Origin of the sequence: Acinetobacter sp. LoGeW2-3 (assembly GCF_002688565.1) — a bacterium.
In the GTDB taxonomy this organism is placed as follows: Bacteria; Pseudomonadota; Gammaproteobacteria; order Pseudomonadales; family Moraxellaceae; genus Acinetobacter.
On record NZ_CP024011.1, the window covers coordinates 812669 to 837054 of the forward strand.

23 protein-coding genes are annotated in these 24386 nt (G+C 42.2%); 14 read left to right on the top strand and 9 right to left on the bottom strand.

What is annotated here, in order from left to right:
• Positions 1–27: 27 nt before the first annotated feature.
• The 6 genes from BS636_RS03910 to BS636_RS03935 all read left to right on the top strand — a co-directional run bounded on the left by BS636_RS03910 (position 28) and on the right by BS636_RS03935 (position 5703).
• Entirely contained in the window at positions 28–351 is a 324-nt protein-coding gene (locus BS636_RS03910; protein ID WP_099337603.1) for a hypothetical protein, read from the top strand.
• A 482-nt stretch (positions 352–833) separates the two neighbouring features.
• Positions 834–1778 (top strand): bifunctional demethylmenaquinone methyltransferase/2-methoxy-6-polyprenyl-1,4-benzoquinol methylase UbiE, encoded by a 945-nt coding sequence (ubiE, locus tag BS636_RS03915; protein WP_099337604.1) that lies wholly within the window; start codon positions 834–836, stop codon positions 1776–1778.
• An 11-nt stretch (positions 1779–1789) separates the two neighbouring features.
• Positions 1790–2467, top strand: a complete 678-nt coding sequence (locus BS636_RS03920) for a ubiquinone biosynthesis accessory factor UbiJ (RefSeq protein ID WP_099337605.1) — start codon at positions 1790–1792, stop codon at positions 2465–2467.
• 12 nt (positions 2468–2479) lie between these two features.
• Positions 2480–4099 carry an ABC1 kinase family protein gene (locus tag BS636_RS03925; protein WP_099337606.1) on the top strand — a complete coding sequence of 540 codons (1620 nt, stop codon included), beginning with the start codon at positions 2480–2482 and terminating at the stop codon, positions 4097–4099.
• A 146-nt stretch (positions 4100–4245) separates the two neighbouring features.
• A complete protein-coding gene (locus BS636_RS03930) occupies positions 4246–5325 on the top strand; it encodes a patatin-like phospholipase family protein (RefSeq protein ID WP_099337607.1) in 1080 nt (359 codons plus the stop codon).
• A gap of 60 nt (positions 5326–5385) precedes the next feature.
• A complete protein-coding gene (locus BS636_RS03935; protein WP_099337608.1) occupies positions 5386–5703 on the top strand; it encodes a hypothetical protein in 318 nt (105 codons plus the stop codon).
• 54 nt (positions 5704–5757) lie between these two features.
• On the opposite strand, the gene BS636_RS03940 is transcribed toward BS636_RS03935, so the two are convergent.
• Positions 5758–8115, bottom strand: coding sequence for a Tex family protein (locus BS636_RS03940; protein WP_099337609.1), 2358 nt, complete (start codon positions 8113–8115; stop codon positions 5758–5760).
• A gap of 326 nt (positions 8116–8441) precedes the next feature.
• Here BS636_RS03940 and ompR point away from each other — a divergent pair, with 326 nt between their 5' ends.
• The 3 genes from ompR to BS636_RS03960 all read left to right on the top strand — a co-directional run bounded on the left by ompR (position 8442) and on the right by BS636_RS03960 (position 12632).
• Positions 8442–9206, top strand: coding sequence for a two-component system response regulator OmpR (gene ompR, locus BS636_RS03950; RefSeq protein WP_099337611.1), 765 nt, complete (start codon positions 8442–8444; stop codon positions 9204–9206).
• 242 nt (positions 9207–9448) lie between these two features.
• Entirely contained in the window at positions 9449–10909 is a 1461-nt protein-coding gene (locus BS636_RS03955; protein ID WP_099339594.1) for an ATP-binding protein, read from the top strand.
• A gap of 205 nt (positions 10910–11114) precedes the next feature.
• The gene (locus BS636_RS03960; protein WP_099337612.1) at positions 11115–12632 is read left to right on the top strand and encodes an acetyl-CoA hydrolase/transferase family protein; all 1518 of its coding nucleotides are present in this window, start codon (positions 11115–11117) and stop codon (positions 12630–12632) included.
• 48 nt (positions 12633–12680) lie between these two features.
• Here the strand turns inward: BS636_RS03960 and BS636_RS03965 are convergent, their stop codons facing one another.
• Positions 12681–13058 (bottom strand): hypothetical protein, encoded by a 378-nt coding sequence (locus tag BS636_RS03965; protein ID WP_228206928.1) that lies wholly within the window; start codon positions 13056–13058, stop codon positions 12681–12683.
• Between the two features lie 306 nt (positions 13059–13364).
• Between BS636_RS03965 and BS636_RS03970 the strand changes: the two genes are divergently transcribed.
• Positions 13365–14051 (top strand): DsbA family oxidoreductase, encoded by a 687-nt coding sequence (locus tag BS636_RS03970; protein WP_099337614.1) that lies wholly within the window; start codon positions 13365–13367, stop codon positions 14049–14051.
• A 54-nt stretch (positions 14052–14105) separates the two neighbouring features.
• Here the strand turns inward: BS636_RS03970 and BS636_RS03975 are convergent, their stop codons facing one another.
• The gene (locus BS636_RS03975; protein WP_099337615.1) at positions 14106–14306 is read right to left on the bottom strand and encodes a dodecin family protein; all 201 of its coding nucleotides are present in this window, start codon (positions 14304–14306) and stop codon (positions 14106–14108) included.
• Positions 14307–14709: 403 nt separating this feature from the next.
• On the opposite strand from BS636_RS03975, the gene BS636_RS16265 reads away from it, so the two are divergent.
• The 4 genes from BS636_RS16265 to BS636_RS03990 all read left to right on the top strand — a co-directional run bounded on the left by BS636_RS16265 (position 14710) and on the right by BS636_RS03990 (position 17959).
• Positions 14710–14868 (top strand): hypothetical protein, encoded by a 159-nt coding sequence (locus BS636_RS16265; protein WP_171265980.1) that lies wholly within the window; start codon positions 14710–14712, stop codon positions 14866–14868.
• Between the two features lie 268 nt (positions 14869–15136).
• Entirely contained in the window at positions 15137–15316 is a 180-nt protein-coding gene (locus tag BS636_RS03980; RefSeq protein WP_099337616.1) for a hypothetical protein, read from the top strand.
• Positions 15317–15326: 10 nt separating this feature from the next.
• Positions 15327–16745 carry a hypothetical protein gene (locus tag BS636_RS03985; protein WP_228206929.1) on the top strand — a complete coding sequence of 473 codons (1419 nt, stop codon included), beginning with the start codon at positions 15327–15329 and terminating at the stop codon, positions 16743–16745.
• Between the two features lie 83 nt (positions 16746–16828).
• Positions 16829–17959 carry a hypothetical protein gene (locus BS636_RS03990; RefSeq protein WP_099337617.1) on the top strand — a complete coding sequence of 377 codons (1131 nt, stop codon included), beginning with the start codon at positions 16829–16831 and terminating at the stop codon, positions 17957–17959.
• Positions 17960–18030: 71 nt separating this feature from the next.
• Here the strand turns inward: BS636_RS03990 and BS636_RS03995 are convergent, their stop codons facing one another.
• The 6 genes from BS636_RS03995 to BS636_RS04020 all read right to left on the bottom strand — a co-directional run bounded on the left by BS636_RS03995 (position 18031) and on the right by BS636_RS04020 (position 24307).
• Positions 18031–18291, bottom strand: a complete 261-nt coding sequence (locus BS636_RS03995) for a hypothetical protein (protein ID WP_099337618.1) — start codon at positions 18289–18291, stop codon at positions 18031–18033.
• A 201-nt stretch (positions 18292–18492) separates the two neighbouring features.
• On the bottom strand, positions 18493–20412 hold the full coding sequence (htpG, locus tag BS636_RS04000) for a molecular chaperone HtpG (protein WP_099337619.1): 1920 nt from the start codon (positions 20410–20412) through the stop codon (positions 18493–18495).
• Positions 20413–20524: 112 nt separating this feature from the next.
• Positions 20525–20869: a lysozyme inhibitor LprI family protein gene (locus BS636_RS04005; RefSeq protein WP_099337620.1), complete on the bottom strand. Its 345-nt coding sequence runs from the start codon at positions 20867–20869 to the stop codon at positions 20525–20527.
• Between the two features lie 166 nt (positions 20870–21035).
• A complete protein-coding gene (locus BS636_RS04010; protein WP_099337621.1) occupies positions 21036–21698 on the bottom strand; it encodes an OmpW/AlkL family protein in 663 nt (220 codons plus the stop codon).
• A 272-nt stretch (positions 21699–21970) separates the two neighbouring features.
• On the bottom strand, positions 21971–23338 hold the full coding sequence (locus BS636_RS04015) for a Na+/H+ antiporter family protein (RefSeq protein WP_099337622.1): 1368 nt from the start codon (positions 23336–23338) through the stop codon (positions 21971–21973).
• A 99-nt stretch (positions 23339–23437) separates the two neighbouring features.
• On the bottom strand, positions 23438–24307 hold the full coding sequence (locus BS636_RS04020) for an alpha/beta fold hydrolase (RefSeq protein ID WP_099337623.1): 870 nt from the start codon (positions 24305–24307) through the stop codon (positions 23438–23440).
• Positions 24308–24386: the final 79 nt, after the last annotated feature.

Sequence of the window (24386 nt, forward strand, 5' to 3'; positions counted from 1 at the left end):
TACAAACAAATATTTGGGGGAACTTAAATGGGGTACAAAGCGTTATCTATTCGTGGCCATGTGCAAATAAACCCGAGATCATCAGCAGACAGTTATCAAATTGATGCTCAAGATATACAGATCGAAAGCTATAAATCTTTGGATGAATACGGTCAGACCGTGCTTATTCATGATCTGAAATGCAAGTTAAAGATCGGCTATTTCCATATTGTCATCACCACAGATAAAGAGCGGATTATTTCCATTGAGCGTGGTGATTATGCACTGGGAGATGGGCTTTATTATGACTTGGAGCAACTGTCGATTCGCTATGGTAAAAACCAGTTTATCCATAAACTGAGTGACTCTTAAAAATTCTGGATACAAAATGAAAAAACCCGGCATCCTGCCGGGGTTTTCCGTATTGGTTCGCTTGGTATAACTCCTGTCGTACCTTACTTTCCTTGTATTTATCTATTTTTATTCTTCTGGGGAACTTCCTGTTCCTGATGAACTTATCATATGAATTTTCAATCAGATCAAATAGACGCTAAAAACCTGAATCAGTGTAAGTAAAAACCTACAAGAGACTAAGTAGGTTTTAAGTCACCATTTAATTAAGCTATGGTGCAAAGCATCAGAAGAAAGATATAAAAAACCAAGCCGTCTCTCATCCGTTTTCCCAATCAATTGAGAGTGATTTTTCGGCTGAGATTTCAACGAGAGATAAATTTTTCTGTATATTATTCATAACAATTGCATGATGATTGCTGTATAACATCTTAGAATCTGTCATTATGCAGTCCATGCACGCATGCAAGATTAACCCCATTGATATGTTAGGAGTGACTCCAATGTCGAATGAAAATACTACGCCTACCTCTACACCCGAGTCGGCACAACAAACAGACAAAGTGAGTCCTTTCTTAACTGCACCACTCCCACAAGGTGCGCCACAAGGTCAGCAACAGTCGCTAGAACAACGCCTGACCGATACCCCAGTAACCGGTAGCGTACCGAAATATAATCTGCCACGTGGTGCGAATACTGGTAATGTGGGTCCAACCACTCACTTCGGTTATCAGACTGTCAGCAGTGAAGAAAAAGCGCAAAAAGTTGCTGAAGTATTCCATTCAGTCGCTAGCAAATACGACATCATGAATGACTTGATGTCTTTCGGTATTCACCGTCTCTGGAAACGTTTTGCAATTAACATGTCAGGTGTACGTCGTGGTCAGCATGTGCTGGATATCGCGGGTGGTACGGGTGACCTGGCGAAAGTATTTAGCCGTGAAGTTGGTCCAACTGGTCATGTCGTATTATCAGATATCAATGAATCAATGTTAAACGTTGGTCGTGACCGTCTGATTGATGCGGGCTGTACCAATGTCGATTTCGTATTGGCCAATGCCGAAACTTTAGAGCCATTTGCAGACAACAGTTTTGACCTGTTAACCATTTCCTTTGGTTTGCGTAATGTGACCGATAAGGATGCCGCACTGGCTGCGATGTACCGCGTGCTTAAGCCAGGTGGCCGTCTGCTTGTTTTAGAATTCTCTAAACCAGTCTTTGAACCATTCTCGAAACTGTACGACCTCTATTCGTTCACTGCCTTGCCAATCATGGGTAAAATCATTGCCAATGATTCTGAAAGCTATAAATACTTGGCAGAATCAATTCGTATGCACCCAGACCAACGTACCTTAAAAGGCATGATGGAAAATGCTGGTTTCCAGAATTGTGACTACCACAACTTAACTGGTGGTATCGTTGCTGTTCACCGCGGTTTTAAACTTTAAGGTTCCCATTCATGTGGTCAATTCTGGCACTGGGTGCCGTTGAACGTGTGATTCACCATTACATTGATCTGGATGCAATTACCCGCATCCCGTTAAATGCATTGGCTGGCAAAATGCTGCGCGTGGTGATTGCCTCACCGCAGCTTTCTGTCGATATATTCTTTGATGATGGCAAAGTTCGTCTCGAGCCAACTGCAACTGGACATACCGAAGCTGCTTCGATCTTTGAACAGCGTCCTTATGAAAATAATGCTGCACAGATTTCTGAAGCTACTGCGACCTTGCAAGTCAGGAATGTCGTTGAGCTGCTAAAACTGCTGCTTTCAGATGAAATTGGCAATATTCCCCTGCAAGGTGACTACAAGTTATTGCAGGAAATCCAGTGCATCATGCAGCAAGCTGAACCGGATCTGGCGGCTCATCTCAGCCCATGGATCGGACCAACGCTCGCACATGAAATTGGCAAGCTGCAACTGGCACCTAAACATCTCAAACGCAGTCTGCAAAGCGGTCTATTCTTTATGGAAGACACGCTTAAAGAAGACAGCGGCCTCTTTGCTGCACGTTGGCAAATGGATGATTTACAGCAAGATACGCGTATACTTAATCAAAATATTGATCGTGTCGAAGCCAAGATTCGTCAGCTTCAAGCACAAATTGAAAATCAACAAGATTCAACTCAGAACTAGGTACACCACTTTATGATTCCGCATGTTTCACGTTTACTCGAACTCTGGCGCATTGCTGCGCATTATCGACTCGATACGTTGTTTCCTGCGGAAGAACTCCCTGAAAAAAGTCGCCATATCCTGTCTCTGATTCGCATGCACCCTGCTGCATGGTCCAGCCGTGAGCGTAAAAATCCGCTTAAGCTGAAAGAAGCTTTAGAGGAAATGGGTCCTTTGGCGATCAAAATGGGACAGTTGCTTTCAACCCGTCGTGACCTGATTCCGCCTGAAGTGCTGCAACAGTTAGTATTGCTGCAAGACCGCGTTAAGCCATTTGATAATGATGTGGCCAAGATGCGCATTCAGGAGTCGCTGAAAGCAGACGTGAATACCCTATTTGCCCGTTTTGATGCTCAGCCTCTGGCTGCAGCTTCAATTGCACAGGTGCATACCGCTGCCCTGCATGATGGGCGTGAAGTGGTGGTGAAAGTGACTCGCCCGAATATCCGTAATCAGATTTTGCAGGATTTCGAGATTCTGAGCTGGTTAGGTGATTTTCTTGAAAAGCGTCTGGAAGCAGCACGCGCCCTGCACTTGTCAGAAATTATTCAGGATTATCGCCAGATTATTCTGAATGAGCTGGATCTGACTCTGGAAGCGGATAATACCCGCCGCATGCGCCATTACTTTACTGGTTCCAGCATGATGTATGTGCCTGAAGTCTATATGGACAGCAAGGATGTACTGGTGGCTGAGCGCATTACCGGTGTACCGATCTCGGATATTGAAACTTTTGACAAGCTGGGTATGGATCGTGCTGATCTGGCACGTAAAGGTCTGACTATCTTCTTTACTCAGGTGTTCCGCGACAACTTTTTCCATGCGGACATGCACCCGGGTAATGTCTTTGTAGAAACCATTAATCCAGCCAATCCACGCTTTATTGCATTGGACTGTGCGATTATGGGTGAGCTGTCCAAGCATGACCAGATGACCGTGGCGCGTATGCTACTGGCGGTAATGAACAGCGACTTCATGCAGCTGATTCAGATTGTGCATCAGGCCGGCTGGATTCCACCGGGTACTGATCAAGATGCCTTAGCCCGTGAAATGCGCCGCACTGTGGGACCAATGGTGTCCAAGCCAATGCATGAGCTGGACTTTGCTGGCATTCTGATTCAGGTGATGGATATTGCGCGTCGTTTCCATTTGGAAATTCCACCACAATTAATGCTTTTACTTAAAACGTTGGTGCATGTGGAAGGTTTAGGAACTGATCTTTATCCTGAACTGGATATCTGGAGTTTGGCTAAACCGATCCTCACTGATTGGGTCAAAGCCCAGATGAATCCACAAAAGAACCTAAAAGAATTAGGTCAAAAAATTCCTGATTTACTTTTAGGCGCGCAAGACTTCCCAACTTTAATGATTGATAGTTTGAATGGCCTCAAGAATCAGTCTGCTTGGCATGCCAAACAACTCAATGAATTGCAAAGTATGCGCCTGCAGATGGAACACCAGCAAAAACGCAGCTGGGTTTTTGGCAGTTTAATGGCAATTTTGCTCTCTGTTGCTATTATTTCACCTTGGTTTATTTCTATCATACTGATTCTATTGGCTAGTATTTTGGCAGTTTGGCGAATCGTAAAATAAGACTTTCTTCTGTGGTAAAGAAGCCTGAATCCTTCAGGCTTTTTTATTCCCTGATGACTCTAAAGTCACCTTTGGACACTTCTCGCCATTGGGCTTTATCCGCTTTACCGTAAAATGACTTCACCTTTACTCCCTATAGCAGTGCCATGATACAGATTTTGCAAAAGCCTGCCCCTGCCCTAAAGATTCGTGCCGGCCATCTGGCGCGTGAATTGATCTTAAAGGAAGGTTTACAGCCGGCACAGGTGGATATTATTCCAGGTGCGGCAGGTGGTCCAAAAGGTATTGGTATTCAGGGACTGGATCAGGCCATTTTTGGAGATTTTCTGCAACGTACGCCACAACGTCGCACCTTAGTCGGATCTTCTATTGGTAGCTGGCGTTTTGCCAGTATCGCAGCACATGGGGCAAAACAAGGTACTGAATTACTGGGTGAGCTCTACACCAATTTGAGCTTTCATAAAAAAATGAGTCGTCAGGATGTGAGTAATGTCTGTCTCGAGATGCTTAAAACATTGGTACAAGGTAAAGAAGCTGAATTGGTGAATCATCCTGACTATCACCTGACTGTACTTTCGATTAAAGCCCAACACATTTTCCAGAGTGATAAAACCTTACCTTTATTTACCTCCATCGCAGGGATTGTAGGGACGACTGCGTTAGGACGTCGACATAGCCGTCATTTTATGCAACGTGTGATTAGCCAGCCAGGAATGGGGAATCAGTTTAAGATTGCAGATGATAGTTTTAGCACGCATTATCAGACCTTGACCGAACAGAGTGTGCTGCCATGGTTGATGGCTTCTGCTTCAATTCCTGGGGTCATGGCTGCTATTCGTGACATTCCTGATGCGCCACGAGGCAGCTATCGTGATGGTGGTTTAATTGATTATCATATTGACCTACCTTTTGAGACTGAAGGCATCGTGCTCTACCCTCACTTTACTGATAGCATTACGCCAGGCTGGTTCGACAAGCTATTTAAACGTACTGCCAATCCTGAAAATCAGGCACGAACCTTGCTCATCTCTCCGTCGCAAGAATATCTGCAAAGTTTACCGTTGGGTCGCCTGCCAGATCGTAAGGACTTTACTTTAAAAGGACTCGATCAAAAACAACGTATCAAGCTTTGGAAAGAATATATTGCTGAAAGCCAGCGTCTGGGAGATGAGTTTCTGGAACTGGTCGAGAAACAAAGATTTGCTGAAGTGATGCAGCCCTTGTAATTGACCGCCCTGTCCCGAATTAAGAGTAGAATCGTTTTTATTTTTGAATTGTTGAGTTTTATGCAGAAATTTTTAGTTGTCCTGCAATATGCATGTTTGGCCTTTGGTCTTTATCTGATTTATAGCGTTGGGATGTCATTGTATACCCAACAATTTGAACTAATGGAACTGGTGGCGGATATTGGTACTATCCTGATCTGTCTGGATTTAGGCGTGTTCCTGTACAGCAACCGCGGCAAACATGGCATTAGCATGGAAGAATATGCACGACAGCTAGAAAATGCGCCTTCAAAGCTGGTTTATGTGACACGAAAATTGGGACATCTTGGTATTTTATTGATTATTACTAGCTGGATTGTTCCGATCATTAATGGCTAGAGTTCCGTAATAAAAAACCTCCCAATTGGGAGGTTTTTTATTTGAAATTAAAGATTATTTCGAACCTTTAATCCCTGCCTGTAATAGCAATGCACCTAAGCCACCAATTTTTTGCTCTTGTGGTTTAGCCGACTGAGGTTTCTTGCCTTGAGAACGATCACCTTGCGGACGTGCTTGTTGTGGACGTTTACCTTGAGGCTTACGCTCACCACGTTGCTCATTATTCTGTTCACGACGTGACTGACGCTGTGGCTTCGCAGGCGCTTCTGAACCTTCAGGACGCATCGACAGATTGACACGGTTACGTTCAACATCAACATTCAGAACACGAACTTGTACGATCTGACCAGGTTTCACCACTTTATGCGGATCAGCCACAAATTCATTCGCCAGTTCAGAAATATGCACCAAACCATCCTGATGCACACCGACGTCTACGAATGCACCGAAGTTGGTTACGTTGGTCACTACACCTTCCAGCTGTAAGCCTTCAGTTAGCTGAGCCACTTCAGTGATGTCATCACGGAACTTCGCTGTACGGAATTCTGGACGTGGATCACGACCTGGTTTTTCCAGCTCACTCAATACATCCTGAATGGTTGGCAGGCCGAATTTATCATCTACAAACTCTTCAGCATTTACTTGGCGAATGATTTCAGTATTGCCAATGATACCTTTTACAGTCGTTGCTTTTGCTTCAACAATCTTGCTCACCAACGCATAAGATTCAGGATGCACTGCAGAAGCATCGAGTGGTTCAGAACCGTTTTGAATACGTAGGAAGCCTGCTGCCTGTTCAAAAGTACGCTCGCCTAAACGTGGTACTTTTTTCAGAGATTGACGGTTGTCAAAACGGCCATTTTCTTTACGGAATTCGACAATTTGCTGTGCAATTGACTTATTCAGACCTGCGATATAACCCAAGATCGCAGCAGATGCTGTATTCACATCGACACCAACTGAGTTCACACAGTCTTCGACTACAGCTTCAAGGGTTTTCGCCAAACCTGTTTGGTTGACGTCATGTTGATACTGACCTACACCAATCGATTTAGGATCGATCTTCACTAACTCAGCTAGTGGATCTTGTAGACGACGCGCAATTGATACTGCACCACGGATCGATACATCCAGCTCAGGAAGTTCTTGCGAAGCCAGTTCAGATGCTGAATAAACTGATGCACCTGCTTCCGAAACAGAAACACGCGTTACTTGCAGATCGCTATTTGCTGCCATCATTTCAGCAACAAGTGCTTCAGTTTCACGGCTTGCCGTACCATTACCGATCGCAATTAGGTCAACATTAAATTCACGACATAAACGCGCAAGTTCAGCCAATGAGCCTTCTTTATCTTCTTTCGGTGCAAATGGGTAAATGGTGCTATGCGCCAACACATCGCCAGACTCATTTACAACGGCCAGTTTTACACCGGTACGGATACCAGGATCTACACCCAATGTCGTACGTGCACCAGCAGGCGCAGATAACAGTAAATGACGTAAGTTTTCTGCAAATACGTTCATTGCTTCAGATTCAGCAGCCAAACGTTTTTCAGTCAATAAAGAGTGTTCGATGGTTGGACGAACTTTACCGAGCCAGAACAGTTTCGCTGTTTGCTTCAGGAAATCCTGACGGGATTGTGGCTGGATCGTATCCAGATTGTATTCAGTTTCAATACGTGCCAATGGTGCATCATCTTCACCATCCACTTTTAAACCCAATACATTTTCTTGACGGCCACGTAGCATCGCCAATAAACGATGTGAAGGTACTTTATTTAGATTTTCTGAGAAATCGAAGTAATCACGGAACTTTTTGCCAACTTCTTTTTTCTCATCAGACGCAACTAAACTTTTTAAAATGGCAGTTTTTGCAAATGTTGCCTTCAGCTCAGTAGTCAACCCAATATTCTGCGCCCAGTCATCAATCAGGATGTGCTGAATCGCATCTAGCTGGCTTTCCAGATCTGGATAATCTTCATGGCTAAAGCCAACAATTGCTTCGGCAGGATCAACCGCTTCAGCAAAGATTTTCTCTGCAATCGGACCGAGACCCGCTTCTTTAGCTTTGAAAGATTTGCTGGTACGCTTTGGACGGTACGGCGCATAGATCTCTTCAAGCGCATTCTTGGTTTCAGCCGCATTTACACGCGCCAATAAATCATCTGTTAATTTATTTTGTTCTTTTAGTGATTCAATCACCTTTTCACGGCGTTCAAACAAATCACGTAAATACGATAAACGTGTGTCGAGCTGGCGAAGTTGCGTATCGTCTAGGCCCTGCGTTACTTCTTTACGGTAACGTGCAATAAATGGAACACTGGCACCTTCATCAATAAGTTTGATGGCAGCTTCTACTTGAGTTGGACGTACGGCAAGTTCTTTTGCCAACTGCTGAACTAAGTCAGTCATCGTGTTTGATCCCACAAGGATAAGTACTAAATGGCATGATTATAAAGACCAGGTCTATAAAATCCACAATTGTTTTTATTAATTTATCTCCAGGAATAATGACAGCGCTTCCAGATATTTGAAGAATGACATTTAGATCCAGGCGATAATCACTTCGTATTTGCGAAACTTTTATCATTTACCTGTATATATTTGGTATCCATCCCTTGATTTTAACTGCGATTTTTGTTGCTTTAGAGCATAGTCAATCGTTATAAATGAATCGTATACTCAAGACATCACTTAATTTTTGTTTAAGACGACAATAAAGAATAAAGGAGCACCTTATGAGTTTAGTTGTACCCGCTGAAAAACCCGATGCAGTACATACCGAAACCGATCGGGTAGAACGCATTCTGGTTGTCGATGACGATGTCCGTCTACGTACTTTGCTACAACGCTTTTTAGAAGATAAGGGCTTTGTAGTCAAAACTGCGCATGATGCCACTCAAATGGACCGATTGCTGCAGCGAGAACTGTTTTCTCTGATCGTGCTCGACTTTATGCTCCCTGTTGAGGATGGCCTGAGTATCTGTCGTCGTTTACGCCAGTCCAATATCGATACACCAATTATTATGCTCACTGCGCGTGGCAGTGATTCAGATCGTATTGCTGGACTTGAAGCCGGTGCAGATGATTACCTGCCTAAGCCATTCAACCCGAATGAATTGTTAGCGCGAATCCGTGCGGTACTGCGTCGTCAGGTGCGTGAAGTGCCAGGTGCGCCAAGCCAGCAAATGGAGGTAGTTTCATTTGGTCCATGGTCATTGGATCTGTCTACCCGCACATTGACACGTGAGGGACAAGTGGTAACACTGACAACGGGTGAATTCGCTGTATTGAAAGCCTTGGTACAACACCCGCGTGAACCACTGACTCGCGACAAATTAATGAATTTGGCACGTGGCCGTGAATGGGGTGCAATGGAACGCTCAATTGATGTTCAGGTGTCTCGCCTGCGTCGTCTGGTAGAAGAAAACCCGGCTCGTGCACGTTATATCCAAACCGTATGGGGTGTGGGTTATGTCTTTGTTCCAGATGGTGCTGAATAAAACCCACCTCAATGAGACAATGATCACTACAATAGTCGTCTCTTAACGCCATTCGCTGCTGTCTGAGCCAAACCTGAATCACAGGCTCGTATGGAACTTCGCGAGTTCAGCGAATGGCAAAATTTTTTGGTTACTTTTTTTGAAAAAAGTAACATAACGAACTCCTTCCATCGAAGGTACACGCAGTAAGACTCCGCCAAAAACAATACTGCTTACCTCAAATGCGCCTACAGGATGCTGGTGTGAAACTCGACCCCATCGACCCACAAGAATTTACCGATTTTGTCCACTATTCAGAGAAAAAGCGTACCCATATGGAACGTTTCCTCGACAAAATCAAGCCACGTTCTGCTGCGATGCGAACTGCGGTACTTGTGGTGTTTGTGGTCTTATTCAGCCTATTCATGTCGATCTGGTTCTTCTGGCGAACGCTCTACTTACCAGAAATTCAGCAGCATGCCCGTTATCTTGCTGTTGAACTGGAAATTCTGAATAATCCTAGCCTGCGCATGTATCACCATGATCAGGAAGTAGATATTGATACCTATTTCAAAAACCGTATCGGCATTGAATACATTACCGATCCTAAACAGTATCCAAATATTCGTGAAAAAGTGGTTGCTGAATTCTTTACCAACAAAATTGAAGAGAAGCTGGCTAAAGAACTTCGCATAGATCAGGCAACTGTATATTTCCAGTTCAAACCTAGCCCACGCATCTGGATTCAGACACCAGAAATGAATGGCAATTGGGTTCGGGAACCATTAAAAACTTATGCCAACTATAGTCCTGAACTGATCTTTGCCTGGCTGCTTGGCACCCCGCTAATTGCTGGTATTATCATTTTGACTTTAGTGCGTCAGCTGAATCGTCCGCTACGTCGTTTACAGAATGCCGCGAATAGCTATAGTACAACAGGTTCTGCACCCTATTTAGATACCAATCATGGCCCGCTTGAAATCCGTCAAGTGAACCATGCTTTTAATCATATGATTTACACCTTGGAACAGGCCGAGCGTGAACGCCGGATCATGCTGGCAGGGATTTCACATGATTTACGTACGCCTTTGACCCGTATCCGCCTGAGTGCCGAGATGATGCCGGATGAGGATTTCCTGAAAGAAGGTCTGATTTATGACGTCGAGGATATGGATGCAATCCTGAATCAGTTTATTTCCTTTATGCGTGATGGTTCCGATGAAGAACCTCAGGAAACCAATGTTAATACGCTACTACAGGAGCTGGTGACCCAGTTTAAGCCACTGGATATCCGGTTTACCCCTCAAGAATTACCACTAATCCAAGCACGTAGTATGTCACTTAAGCGATTGATTGGTAACTTAATTAATAATTCAAAACGCTATGGCGCAGAACCCGTTGAACTCTCTGCTCAGATTGAACAGGATCGACTGTTAATCAAAGTGGCCGACCATGGTGAAGGCATTCCAGAAGACCAAATTGAAGACCTGATGCAGCCTTTTGTTCGTGGAAATTCCGCCCGTACGGTGCAAGGGAGTGGTCTAGGTCTGGCGATTGTGAAACGGATTGTCGATATTCATTCTGGTGAACTATACATTCATAATCGACCTGAAGGTGGCTTGGAAGCTATCATTTCCCTACCCATTCATCATGCAGAACCGGAACAGGCTGCTACCCCGACCACTTTGGACAAAATCCGTAAATCCCTGATCGATCATTTTTAAGAATAGCTTAATATTTACACATTTGATTTCTGAGAATTAATTTACTATTTATATAAATAATATATTAATCAATATGTTAAAAATCATCATTCATTTTTATACCACTATTTGGCTAAAAAATTAGACCTTAGCCTAACACCTATGCAAAATACTTTTTTTGATCGGTACAATCCGTATCAGTATTCAGGAATTTAAGAGAGTTCAAATGTCTTTAGACCGTATCCGTTTAGCATCCCTACACAATAAGGTAATGAGCGCAGAACAGGCAGCTCAGTTCATCGAAGATGGCATGACTGTAGGTATGAGTGGCTTCACTCGTGCAGGTGAAGCAAAAGCGGTTCCACTGGCTCTGGTACAGCAGGCAAAGGCGAACCCATTAAAGATTACTCTTATCACTGGTGCTTCTCTGGGTAATGATCTAGACAAGCAATTAACAGAAGCTGGTGTATTGGCACGTCGTTTGCCATTCCAGGTGGACAATACCCTGCGTAAAGCAATCAACAAGGGTGAAGTAATGTTCATCGATCAACATTTGTCTGAAACTGTTGAACAAATGCGTAACCAGCAACTGAAAAAACCAGATGTAGCAGTGATTGAAGCGGTTGCGATTACTGAAGACGGCGGCATCATTCCTACAACTTCAGTAGGTAACTCTGCAAGCTTTGCGATTTTTGCAGAAAAAGTGATTGTAGAAATCAATACTAACTTAAGCCCAGCATTCGAAGGCTTACACGATATCTACATCCCGACTTATCGTCCAACACGTCAAGCGATTCCGTTGACTAAAGTGGATGAGCGTATCGGTACGCATGCGATCAATATTGATCCAGCGAAAATTGTCGGTATTGTATTTAACAATGAATATCATGACTCTCCATCTACAGTAACTGCTCCGGATGATGAGACTCAATCTATTGCAAACCATCTGATTGCTTTCTTCGAAAAAGAAGTAGCTGCAGACCGTTTACCGAAAAACCTTGGCCCGCTTCAAGCAGGTATTGGTTCAATTGCCAACGCAGTATTAACTGGTTTGAAAGAATCTAATTTTGAAGACTTGATCATGTACTCAGAAGTACTGCAAGACTGTACTTTCGAATTGATCGATGCGGGCAAAATGAAATTTGCTTCAGGTTCATCAATTACTCTTTCTGCAAAATATGGCGAGAAAGTATTTAACAACCTTGAGCAATACAAAGACAAACTTGTATTACGTCCACAGGAAATTTCTAACCACCCTGAACTGGTTCGTCGTTTAGGTATCATTGGTATCAACACTGCGCTTGAGTTCGACATCTACGGTAATGTGAACTCTACTCACGTATGTGGTAGCAAAATGATGAACGGTATCGGTGGTTCAGGTGACTTTGCACGTAATGCACACATTGCGATCTTTGTGACCAAGTCAATTGCTAAAGGTGGTGACATCTCATCTGTCGTTCCAATGGCATCTCACGTTGACCATACTGGCCATGACGTAGACGTTCTTGTGACTGAACAAGGTTTAGCAGATCTTCGTGGTTTGGCGCCGCGTGAACGTGCTCGTGCCATTATCGACAACTGTGTACACCCAATGTACAAAGATGCATTGAATGACTACTTTGACCGTGCATGTGTACGTGGTGGTCAGACACCTCATCTTCTAAATGAAGCATTGAGCTGGCATGCAAACTTTGAAGAAACTGGTTCTATGCTAACTTCTGTAAAAGAAGCAAAATCTGCATAATTGAGCTTATAAAGAAACGCCCTTCGGGGCGTTTTTTTTAGTGATCTATCAATGAAATTTTATTTGCTCAGTTAAAGAGTTTCCTAGATCTGAAAGTCCCCGAATGTTAAGAGAACATTCAATTACTCCTATCGAAACCACATCCTGATTGATCTGTAAGGTTAACTGTCCTTTTTCATTCAGCTGAAATAAGCTATTAAGCTTACTCAAACCATCTGTTATTTTCTCAGCACCCAATTGATTCAACATTGCAATTGTTTGCGAACTCTCGATTCGGTCTACATCTGTAGCCGTAAGAAATAGACCACCCTGTCCAGATACCAGCGCAAGTAAATCGTCATCCAAGTTTCGCAAACTTGATGAATCAAATAGATTTGCCATTGCTGGAGGCTCAATCCCTGCCATTAATATAGTGAATGTAAGCATACAAGCCCTATTCATAGCACTGCCTCCTGAATTTTAGCAATATCAAAATATCATATTTATGTACATAAATATCAACCACTTATCTTTATTTTATGAAATATTTCCAACAGAAATATCCCATTCATTGAACTATTTCACAAAAAACATGAATATTCAGACGAATAACTAAAGTCAACTTAGGTAATAAAAGAACTTTTAATATTTTAAATCCTTCAATCTTATACTTGGTTCTTTCAGCCTAATCAGCCTTTAAATTCTGGCTATATGCCCTCATACTTCTTTTAACAGAAATATTTAGGAAATTTCATGCGCGTAGATATCTGGTCAGATGTGGTCTGCCCTTTTTGTTATATCGGTAAAAAACGTTTAGAAGCTGCTGCTGAACAGGCAGGTGTAGAACTTGAAGTTCATTGGCATAGCTTCCAGCTTGATCCAGAAGCGCCAGTACGTCAGGAAATTTCTAACTCTGAACGACTTGCGCAGAAATATGGCCGCACTGTGGCTGAAGTCGAAGAGATGCAGCGTAATATTGCTGAGATGGCCAAGGCAGAAGGTATTGAGTTTAATTGGGAAGGTGCCAATTCCGGCAATACTTTTAATGCTCACCGTATTATCCATCTTGCTCAGAGCAAAGGCCTAGGTAACGAAGCTGAGGAAGCTTTTTTCTATAGTTATATGACTCAAGGTCTTGCTATTGGTGAACGTGAAACATTGGAAGACGTAGCAGCACGTATTGGCTTAAATCCAGTTGAAGTCGACGATGTGTTGAATTCAGAAGAATATGCTGATTTCGTTAAATTCGATCAGGAAATTGCACGTGACCAACTGAAAGTGACAGGCGTACCGTTCTTCGTATTTGACCAGCGTATTGCCTTGGCAGGTGCCCAACCGAAGGAAGTTTTCGTACAGGTACTCGAAAAAGCACTAGAGCCAACACCGGTTGCTGCAGAACAGTGTACGGATGATCAATGCGATTTACCTAAATCTGAATAAGATAAAGCACATAAAAAAATCCCCATTTGAAATGGGGATTTTTTTATTCTATATTTATTCAACCAGAAAACTGATTTTAAGATTGACCCGATATTCAGTGATTTTATTGTCTTTGATGACAACTTTTTGTTCATTAATCCAGGCACCCTGAACATTCTTGACGGTTTCTGTGACCTTAGCAATTCCAGACTGAATCGCGTCCTCAAAGCTCATATTACTGCTTGAATTGACTTCAACAACTTTTGCGATTGCCATGATGAAACTCTCTTTTTATTGTGAGCGAAGCATCATCATAGTGGATTTAAATTTTGAGCAAGAGTTCCTTAAACAACTGACAGCAAATCCTTACATGCGTTTTACAATACAGTTTTTATCTCAAAATAATAAGCTCGTCATATCTTCTTAAATCTTTTATATAAAACTCCTTATTCTCCTTTAAATTCTTATTTTTTAAATAAGCTCGAAGAAAATAAGCACTCTAACAATTAGAGCAAAAGTTCTAATTAATTGTTTTTTATAACTAAAATCTTATGATTTTTTTAGAAATTGCCGAATCGATCATTTTTTAATAACGTTGCTTTGCTATCATTTTCACGTAAACAAGGTTCCACTTTCTCCCTGTTCAATTTGTTGAACATCAGCTTAAAAAGGTCATGTTATGAACGCTATTAAATTTGTTTTGGCTGCAACTGTAATGGCTCTTTCAGTAACTGCAACTGCTCAGATTGTCTACACACCTGACTTTCCAGTAAACAAATCTGCTGTAGTAGAAACTGTTGCGGCAGCAGATACTGCTGAAACTGTAAAAGCAGCTTAAGCTTTTAATTTCTCTCCTAAAAACAGGCTGAATATCTCAGCCTGTTTTTTATTTAGCGGCAGCAATACAATAGAAAGTGATTCATCAGAGTTAGATCTGATTTCACTTATATAAATATTCTGATTAATTTTCACCTATGTGATCTTTAGCACTGTTCCAAATTTTATCGCGCTATATTTCTAGAAAATAATTGATAAAAAATAACATTTTTTATTTTTCCTCCATATAATCAAAAAATGATCATTTTTTATATGCATTAAGTTTTGCTATGAATGAATTGCAAGCTTTGGTACAAGGTAAAATTTCTCCACAGGCGATTCCTATTGATCATCTATTGCAGATGGCCGAACGCTATACCGATCCGAATACAACTGAATATAAACTGATTGAACTGGCTGCCAATATCATTCTGGCCAAAAGCCTGGATAAAGCACTTAAATATTTATAAATAGATGACCATGATGAATGCCCTTGAAAAAGTACATCTGATTAAAGAACTATATGAATTAGGACATGATCTGGATCATCGCAGCCTCAGCTTATATGAAGTAGCTCGCTCTAAAAAACGTGTGCAGGAAATTTTCCAGCAGTGCAATGAACCTATTTTCAAAAAACAGCTTTTAGCATTCAAAACCCGCATTCAACCGGAAATTGCTGCCCAGGAATTTGCGCGAGAAACCCATTATTACCATAGCTACCGTGGTTTTTTTCTGAATGAAGACAATCTGAAAGAAGCACTGTATGCCCACCCGCTCTCAGGCTGGGCTTTCTTGCATGACCCTCAACGTGGCTGGCAAATCTGGTTGATCCCAGCACCTCAGCGTACTGCACTCATTAGTGAATGGAACTTTGATATAGAACAGAGTTTTAATTGGCTGTTACACCAGCAGCAGCTTTCTTCATGTTTAAAAAGTGATCATGAATTACAAACTGCCGCAGCGACACTCTCTTTAGAAATGGTCGAGGAAAAGCTTCCTGCGCCATCAATCAATACTTATATCTCCAAACATGAGATTTGGGCGAATACTCAAGTTTTGCCAGTTCAACAGAAATTTGAAACTGAGCTTCAGACAGTAACGCCTCCAGCACAATTAGATCCAGTTAATTCAGAGCCAGAAAAGCCACAAATAGAGAATGAGGAAATCGTAGCCACATCCGATATTCCAGCTGCGCTAGAGTTTCAAAATTTATCATTCCAGGTTTCTGAATTTAGCTTTGCCGAAGCGCGTCATCATAATCTCTTTGAATTGAGCCTGGCCCCTGAGTCATCTATGCAACACATTAAGATGGCTTGGCATTATCAGAAAGATATAGACTGGACCTCGCAACCAGTTTATCTGGCTGAGCAAGTAGATCGCTCGGGACGCTTTAGCCACTATTGCATGTTATTAGGAGTAACTGAGTGGCAGCAAGCGATCCAATTAATGCAGCTCTGGGGACAACAAGAGAATGGTCGTATTGTTGCGATTAAAACGATGAGCATTACTGAATTAGGTACTAATTTTTTGCAGCTTGATTCGCTCTACCAGACTTATTCCGAGCAAGCTCGATTCATATGGCAACGAGAAGATTATTGTCCATTTATTCCTCTGCGCCAGATTACAACCCAAAAATTTATTGTGTTTGATGAGCAGGAAGCAAATTTCAATATTCCCCTCCTATTGCTACAGGAACGTCAAAAGTTACGTGTCATTCATGGGGAACAACGTCTCAAGCTTTCCTCCACCGAACAGATGTATCCTTGCCTAATTCTAAAACGTGACCAGCAAATTAATTGGCAGCTGATTCACCAGATCCTTATGGATTTTAAAGAACCTGTTGCAGTAGAAGGTCTTTATGCAGCCATCTTGGATAAAGCTTTAGATAAATTGATGTAATTTTGTAGCTCTTATTGCTTTTATAGGATGCAATTCTGCAAACTTATCTTTGAAATATAAAGAAAAAGAGCAAGAATAGCCCTATGAAAAAAAGCAGGATTTTGCCCGCATCTCTCTTATTGGTCAGTTTGACAAGTGTGAGCCCAATACTTTGGGCTGGGCTTGAACAATCTTCTGATACCACTCAAACAGCCGAAGCTGATCATCAGGAAACGGAGCCTGCCAATGGTTTTAGCTTCCTTGACTATATTCCGCGATTAATAGATAGCACGCCCACCTTTCTACCAGAACAGTCTAGTGAACCCATCGTTCCCAGCACAAATGAGACTGAGGAAAGCACCTGGGTAGACCGGAAACAAAAGGGCGTTCGTCACTGGGCTGACCGTACTGCAAATAAAATTGACAACTGGTTTGGTGAGCCAGATAAAGATGAACCTGCACGTGCGACACTTAGAGTGATTGTAGATAATAGCTGGAATAAATATGATGAATATGAAGTTAAACCACGTATTCGTGGCAGAATTAAGCTCCCTACCCTAGAACGTAAACTCAGTTTGGTTTTTGGTGATGACAGCCTCGACAATGAATTGAATGACAATGTCGCAATCACCAATGAGAATCCCGGTAATGCACCGGACAGACGACTGGATCGTAGCCGGACACGGGAAAATAACAGCTCACTCGCACTACGTTGGTCTGAACTTTCTAAAAAACTCCCTTTTGAAACGGATCTGGATCTAGGTGTACGTTCTGGTGATGACATCTATGTCCGTTTGAAAGCAGGTCGAGATTGGGAACTACATAATGATTTCTCTTTCCATGCTGAACAGATTTATCGTTATGGCATTGATAGTGAAAATTATCTGCGAACCAACCTGGAATTAACGCACGCTCGTCCTAATGAGCCATTTCTCTCTAACCAGTTTAGCCTGACCTATGCGGATGAGCAGGATGATGATCTGCGCTGGGATAATTATAGCTTCAGACAGCACCAGTTCTTTAATGCACATCGTTTCAGCTATGGCCTTTATACCGGTGGTTATATGAACGATAGCGATCTACGTCTGAATACATGGGGACCTTATGTTTCCTGGCGCCAGCCTTTTCTTCGGGAATGGTTCTTTATACAGACGGACGTTAATTATTTGAATGACCATCGTGAAGATCGAAGCCATTACCTCGGTGCTGCAGTCCGCTTAGAAGCCATTTTCTAAACTTTGTCGTTCCAAATATACAAAAAGCCCATGTCAGATGGGCTTTTTTAATCCAATAAACTCTTCATTGATCAAATTTTTCTAAATACAATACGATCTGTTCGCACTACACGTTTAGATTGCACGGATGGCTGATCCAAGGTGGCTTTATTAAACACTACACGATCGGTACGTTGTATACGTTCAACCTGTTGAGCTTCCATTTTCATTGGTTTATAGAAACTTATACGATCAGTACGCACCACTTTTTCAGCACCAGAATTCGCCATAGTCAACTGACTCATTGACATGAGTATGGCCGTCATCAAACTCATTAAAATTACAGATTTCATGAGCTATATCTCTATTCACTCAATAATCGTTATTATAAATTATTTTATATACTATTATCTGTTTAACAAATGAAATACTTTGCTGTATTTTCTTATTTTGATGATGGGTTTTCCAGATTAAAATGCTTTTATATTCAGAAAATTCCAGTGAATAGTCATAAAAAAACCCTTCTAAAAGAAGGGTTTTTCTAACTCTGAAAATTAAGCTAATAACAGACTGTTAATACGCTTTACATACTCAGCTGGATTCTCTGGTAAACTACCTTCAGCAATTACTGCCTGATCAAAGATCACATTGGCCAGATCATCAAACTGAGCAGAGCCTTCCAGTTTTTTCACCAGTGGATGTTCAGGGTTGATCTCTAAAATGGGCTTCATATCTGGTACAGGCTGACCCGCATCTTTCAGCATACGAATCAGTTGTGGAGACAATTCGCCTTCTCCAGTCACTAGACAAGCTGGTGAATCCACCAGACGAGTTGTTACACGCACCTCCTTGGTTTTATCCTTCAATGAACCCGCAAGCTTATCGACCACAGGCTTGAACTGTTCAGCAGCGGCTTCGAGCGCTTTCTTCTCTTCAGCATCTTGCAGATCACCAAGGTCGACTGCACCTTTAGATACGTTTTGCAACGGCGTACCGTCGAACTCATGTACGAAATTCATCGCCCATTCATCGACGCGTTCAGACATCAGCAGAACTTCAATGCCTTTTTTCTTGAAAACTTCCAATTGAGGGGAGTTTTTCGCAGCATTTAGGCTTTCAGCAGTCACATAGTAAATGGCTTTCTGACCTTCCTTCATGCGCGCTTTATAGTCTGCCAATGAAGTGCTGACTTCATCATTAGTTGATGTCGCATAACGCAGTAATTTCAGGATACGTTCACGATTACTAAAATCTTCACCCAAACCTTCTTTCAGCACAGCGCCAAATTCACGGTAGAAAGTTTTGAAATTTTCCTGATCTTTTTCATCTTCAGACTTGGCCAGATTATCCAGCATGGTCAGGATACGACGGGTATTACCTTCACGGATGGTTTTTACATCACGGCTTTCTTGCAGCAGTTCTCGGCTCACATTCAGAGGTAGATCCGCACTGTCCACTACACCCTGTACAAAACGCAGATAGTTTGGAATCAGGTTATCTGCATCATCCATAATGAAGACGCGTTTCACATACAGCTTGATCCCGGCCTTAGCATCGCGAGTGAAAATATCCTGTGATGCTTTGCTTGGTACATACAGCAGTTGGGTATATTCAGTGCTACCTTCAACACGGTTGTGCGCCCATGCTAGTGGTGCAGCAAAGTCATGGGTCAGGTTTTTATAAAACTCGACATATTGTTCTTCAGTAATCTCAGACTTGCTACGAGTCCATAAAGCACTTGCAGAGTTGATCGCTTCCCATTCATCGGTCTTCACATATTGACCACCTTTTGGCGTTTCACCTTCGGCAGCTTCTTCTTCCTGCCAGACTTCTTTCTGCATCTGGATTGGCAGGCTGATATGGTCAGAATATTTGTTGATGATCTGCTTCACTTTATAGCTTTGCAGATAGTCTAGAGCATCTTCACGCAAATGCAGGATGATGTCTGTACCACGGCCTTCCTTAGTGATCTGTTCAACTTCGAAATCACCTGTACCACCGCTGATCCAGCGTACCCCTTCAGACTTATCTGTACCTGCACGACGAGATTCTACGGTGATCTTGTCAGCGACAATAAAGCCTGAATAGAAACCTACACCGAACTGACCGATCAACTGAGCATCGGCTTTTTGATCTCCTGTCAGCTTCGACATAAAGTCTTTGGTACCCGATTTGGCAATCGTCCCCAGATTATCAATGGCTTCTTGCTGGCTTAAGCCAATGCCATTGTCAGAAATAGTAATGGTTTTATTATCTTGATCGAGGCTGACCCGTACACGCAGGTCAGGTTCATTTTCATAATATTCAGGATGATTGATCCCTTCAAAGCGTAACTTATCACATGCATCTGAAGCATTTGAAATCAGTTCACGCAGGAAAATTTCAGGGTTTGAGTATAGCGAATGTGTCACGAGGTGCAGTAACTGCGCCACCTCGGCCTGGAAACTATGCTTTTGTGCGTTTGACTCGCTCATTCTTCACCCCTTTCATTCTTGGAAACAGACTTAAGCTGATGCCTATATGAATGGAGTGAGTTGTTTAATTTTCAATAGTATCTAGCGATTTTCATGCAAAAAAATTCACCATTTAAAATGGTCCTTGACGATAAACCCGGTCAAATTGCAAGTCAATCTGCTGCTGACGCATTTTATACACCTGCATCAGGCAGTCGACTGACTCCTGACATTGATCTCGAAACTGTAACCACTTGATCTGATCCCGTTGAATGACCGAGCGTGTCCCCATCGGCACAAGATGACGGATAATATTATAGCTAGTGGCCATTTTGACATCGGCGTCATTCAGTACACGATGCTGGCAGATCGCTTTCTCCGTCTGTGACTGGGCTTTTTGGCAGTCAAAACTTGCGGCATGGCTTTGGATCGTCCAGACCACAAAGAAGATCAATCCACTTCTAAGCAACCACTTCATTGTTGATCTTCCTATTCTCTTTATTGTATTCAGATTATCTTTAACTTTATTCCATTCAATATATTTGAACAGGGCGAATCTGCTCAATTAAATCACGTTATAAATCGTTGTTATTTTGCAAAAAAAAGCCCTATCCGTAGATAAGGCTTTTGGATAACTCTAAAACTTAGAATTTGTAGCTATAACCAAGAGTATAAACCCAAGGATTTACTTCGAGATCACCTAAACTTACTTTAGTACCATCAGGGTTTTTTGCTGTTAATTCAGTTTTCACATCTGCATAACGAACATCTACAAATACACCCCAGTTTTTAGCATCAGCAGGTTGGAAGTTAAAACCAACTTGTCCTGCGACACCATAAGCTACATCAGCGTCTAACTTTTCAGCACCTGTTACTGTTTTAGTTGTTTGAGATAATTCTTCATCCCAAGGTACAACTACAGTCGCGCCCACACCTACGTATGGAGTAAAACGAGTTGAATTTTTAAAATTATACTTTGCTGTAATGGTAGGAGGTAAATGTTTGAAAGATGCAGCATTTTCAATCGTACCAATGTTTACATCATGATCAAAAGGTAATGCGAGCAATAACTCTACTGAAATTGGTGAATTCGCAAAGAAATATTCTACTGAAGGTGTGAAGTTAACTTCGTTACTCACATCTGCTTTTAATGCAGCTGAACCACCTGCTGCCAAAGGTACATTCAATGTGCCATTGTCATCATTTTGTGGTGCCAATGCTGATGCACCAACTTTAACTTGCCAATCACCTGCCATCGCAGATGCTGAAAGACCCATTAATGCAATTAGAGTAACTTGCTTTAACATTTTAAATACCCCATTGGAAGAATAATTATTAAGAAAAATAAACCTTAATTAATAATAAACGCGGTTAAAATCAATATGCAATAGATATTATAAAATCAAATTATTATTATTATTTAAGTATATGTAATTACTATATATTTATTTTAATCTGACCAACTTGGTTGGTTTATAATACCAACCAAGTTAATCTGATTTAATTATTATTTATTCTAAGTAAATAAGTCGGAATTAATATAAATTAATTCAATTAAAATGAGTGAAATTCACAAAGTTTAAAGCACCATTGCCGCAATCCAGCCAAAAATCAGCAATGGAATGTTGTAATGGATAAAGGTCGGAATCACACTGTCCTTCATATGGTCGTGTTGACCATCCATATTCAGGCCAGATGTAGGCCCCAAAGTCGAGTCTGATGCTGGAGAACCCGCATCACCTAGAGCTGCAGCGGTACCAATAATGGCAATCGTCGCTTCAGGACTAAAACCAAACTGAATACACATCGGCACATAGATAATTGCCAGAATTGGCACGGTAGAGAAAGATGAACCAATCCCTAAAGTAACCAACAGACCAATCAAAAGCATCAGGAAGGCAGCGAATGGCTTGCTTTGTCCGATCCAGTCTACAGATGCCTGAACCAGCGCTGGAACCTGATTAGTTGCATCAATTACAGCCGCAAAACCTTGCGCAGCGATCATGATGAAACCAACCAGTGCCATCATACGCATACCGGTAATGATTACATCATCAGCTTCTTTCCACTTAAAGATTCCGGCACAGCTGAGAATTGCTACGCCCACTAGACCCGCAAGAATCATCGAATCTGAATACAGCTGCACAGCCAGCGTGGCAACCACTGCAATTGCTGCCATCCAGATAGTGAACTTGGCGATTTGAGGTCGACCTGCGTGTTGTTCCACACCCAGCTCAGCAGAAATACTTTGCTGTTGTTCAACATGAATATCTTTATAAACACGTGGTTTGCGATAGCTGATGAACATCGCAACCAGCAAGCCGATAAACATACCAAACACAGGAATGGCCATGGCACCAGGAATCTGGTCATTGCTAATCTGGAAGCCATAAGCTTTACCAAAGTTATTGATGTTCTGACCCAGAATATCATTCAGGAAGATCGCACCAAAACCCACAGGCACCAGCATATAAGTGGCAACCAGACCAAAGGTCAGCAAACAAGCCACCAAACGGCGGTCTAACTGCAAATGGTTAAATATGATCAGTAAAGGCGGAATCAGCACTGGAATAAACGCGATATGCACAGGAATCACGTTTTGAGAGAACACCGCTGCAATGGCAACAGTTACAAAAATCACATATTTAACACGATTTTGTGCTTTGACATCGGCCTCACCTTTTAAGGCACTAATCATCTTATAGGCGAGTAAGTCAGGTAGACCTGAACGTGCCAATGCCAAGGCAAATGCACCTAAAATACCGTAGGCCAAGGCAATTTTTGCGCCACCACCTAAGCCATTGTTAAATGCATCTAAAGTTCCCTGTAGGCCTAGACCTGCCAGCAAACCACCAACAACAGCACCAATAACGAGGGCAAATACTACGGGTACGCGTGCCAGAGCGAGTCCGAACATGACTCCGACAGCAGCAAGAATTGCGAACATAATGAATTGGGAATGAGAGAAAAGGAGGTATTTTATCAGAAAATGCGAATAAAAATTCCTCTACATTTTCATCCATCCAAATCCATCTTTATACCCAGCTTAAGTATGCAGTTGGGTAAATTCGCGAATATAGTTCGCAATAGCTTGTGGCTGACTTAAGATCGCCCAGTGATTGGCATCCAGCTCAACTCTGGAGAAGGTTTGCACCCACTTCGGCATTTCATCAACCAATTGTGGACTGACAAAATTATCGCGTTTTAACACAATCGCCTGTACCGGACAGATCGCATAGCGTTCACGAGGTTTAAGCAATCGTGGAATAAAATTCGCCCGATACAGACTAACGCCATATTTTCCATCTTTAACAATATTCTGATTCAGTGGCAGCCCTTCCTTACCTTCCAGTTCTCGAATAACTCGGCTCCAACGCTCAGGATTGAAGAAATTCCATGCAGCTGGTGCCAGCCAAGGTAACTGGAACATCGCGATATACCAGGACTTGCTTAATTGTTTAAAAAATCTTGATCTGTTGTGCTTAAACTGATTTCTCATCCAGAATGCCACATGATCCAGACAAGGACCTGACATGGTAGTAAAGGAGAGAATGCGCCCTTCAAATCGTGGATCGGTCACTGACTCCCAAGACTGGATTGAACCCCAGTCATGCGCTGCCAAATGAAAAGATTGTCCGGGAAGAATCGTATTCACTACTTCTTCCAGATCCAGGCTGAGTCGCTCCAGACGATAATCACGGACGTATTTGGGAATAGAGGAGTCTCCGGCACTACGTACGTCATAAGTGACAATAAAATAATCCTGTTTCAGATACAAAATCACATTTTTCCAGACCTCCTGATGATCTGGATAACCATGTACCAAAACCAAAGCCGGCTTGGTCATATCGCCAAAGGTTCTTACTGCTAGACGCTGCTGATCACTGGTCGCCACCCATTGTGGTTGTGTTTCCATCTGACCTTCCTTTATTTTTATTGACCGTTTATTTTATAACTCGGCATGATTTATCAATGCCATCGCAATTTTGTTGTTC